2 protein-coding genes are annotated in these 943 nt (G+C 70.1%); both read right to left on the bottom strand.

Going from position 1 to position 943, the window contains the following annotated elements; genetic code table 11:
* Positions 1–332 (bottom strand): hypothetical protein (locus tag FXN61_RS49675; protein WP_376770837.1); only part of this gene is annotated, 332 nt, incomplete at its 3' end.
* The coding region (locus tag FXN61_RS49670; RefSeq protein WP_167980669.1) for a segregation and condensation protein A at positions 329–943 on the bottom strand (615 nt) is incomplete at its 5' end. The genes FXN61_RS49675 and FXN61_RS49670, both read right to left, overlap by 4 nt.

Raw genomic sequence — 943 nt, 5'->3', positions numbered from 1 at the left:
TCGGGCTCGGGCTCGGGCTCGGGCTCGGGGGCGGTCTCGGGGTCGGTCTCGGGCTCGGGTTCCACGGACTCGGCCGACTCCGCAGCCTCGGCCTCCACGACCTCGGCAGCTTCGGGCTCGGCAGCTTCGGGCTCGGCAGCTTCGGGCTCGGCGCCGGAGTTGTCCACAGCCTCGGCCTCTGACGTGCCGTTTTCGTCGGTGTCGCCCGATAGACTGGAAACCGGGGGGACCCGCGCGCCCTCCGGGTCGACTTCAGCGGGCTCTCCCCCGTCGAACGCGGGCCCTGGGTTCTCGATGTCCGCCGCGTCCGGCCCGACCAGTGGCTCGCTCATCCGCCGTAGTCCTCATCCTCGTCGCCGGCGTGTGCCTGCGCCTTTGCTTCCTCCAACGTCCCACCGACCCACGTCACCTGCAGCGGACCGAGCGGGTCCTCCTGCTCGAAGGCCAGCGACTTCTCCCGGTACAGCTCCAGCAGCGCCAGGAACCGCGCCACGACCTCCATGGTCTCTGTGCAGTCGGCGACGATCTCCGAGAACGACGCCGTGCCCCGCTCGATCAGCATCGCGCGCAGTTCGTCCGCGGTCTCGCGGATCGACACCCGGTGCTGGTGGATGTGCGCGACCGAGAGCGTCCGCTTCTCCTTGGGCCGGAATGCGGCCGCCGCGATCAGGGCGAACTTGTGCGGCGTCACCCCGAGCATCACCTCGGGCAACAGACCCTCGAAGCGCGGCTCCAGCGACACCGAACGCGGATAGCGCCGGTAAGCGCCCTGCTCCAGCTCGGCGAACAGGGCCGCGACCTGCTTGTAGGCGCGGTACTGCAGCAACCGCGCGAACAGCAGGTCCCGCGCTTCCAGAAGAGCGAGGTCGTCCTCGTCCTCGACGTCACCTGACGGCAGCAGGCGGGCGGCCTTCAGATCCAGCAACGTCGCCGCGATCACCAG

Source organism: Lentzea indica, assembly GCF_012184385.1.
Classification (GTDB): Bacteria; Actinomycetota; Actinomycetes; order Mycobacteriales; family Pseudonocardiaceae; genus Lentzea; species Lentzea indica.
Note: the sequence above shows the minus strand (reverse complement) of the source record. Positions and strands in the feature narration are given on the sequence as shown.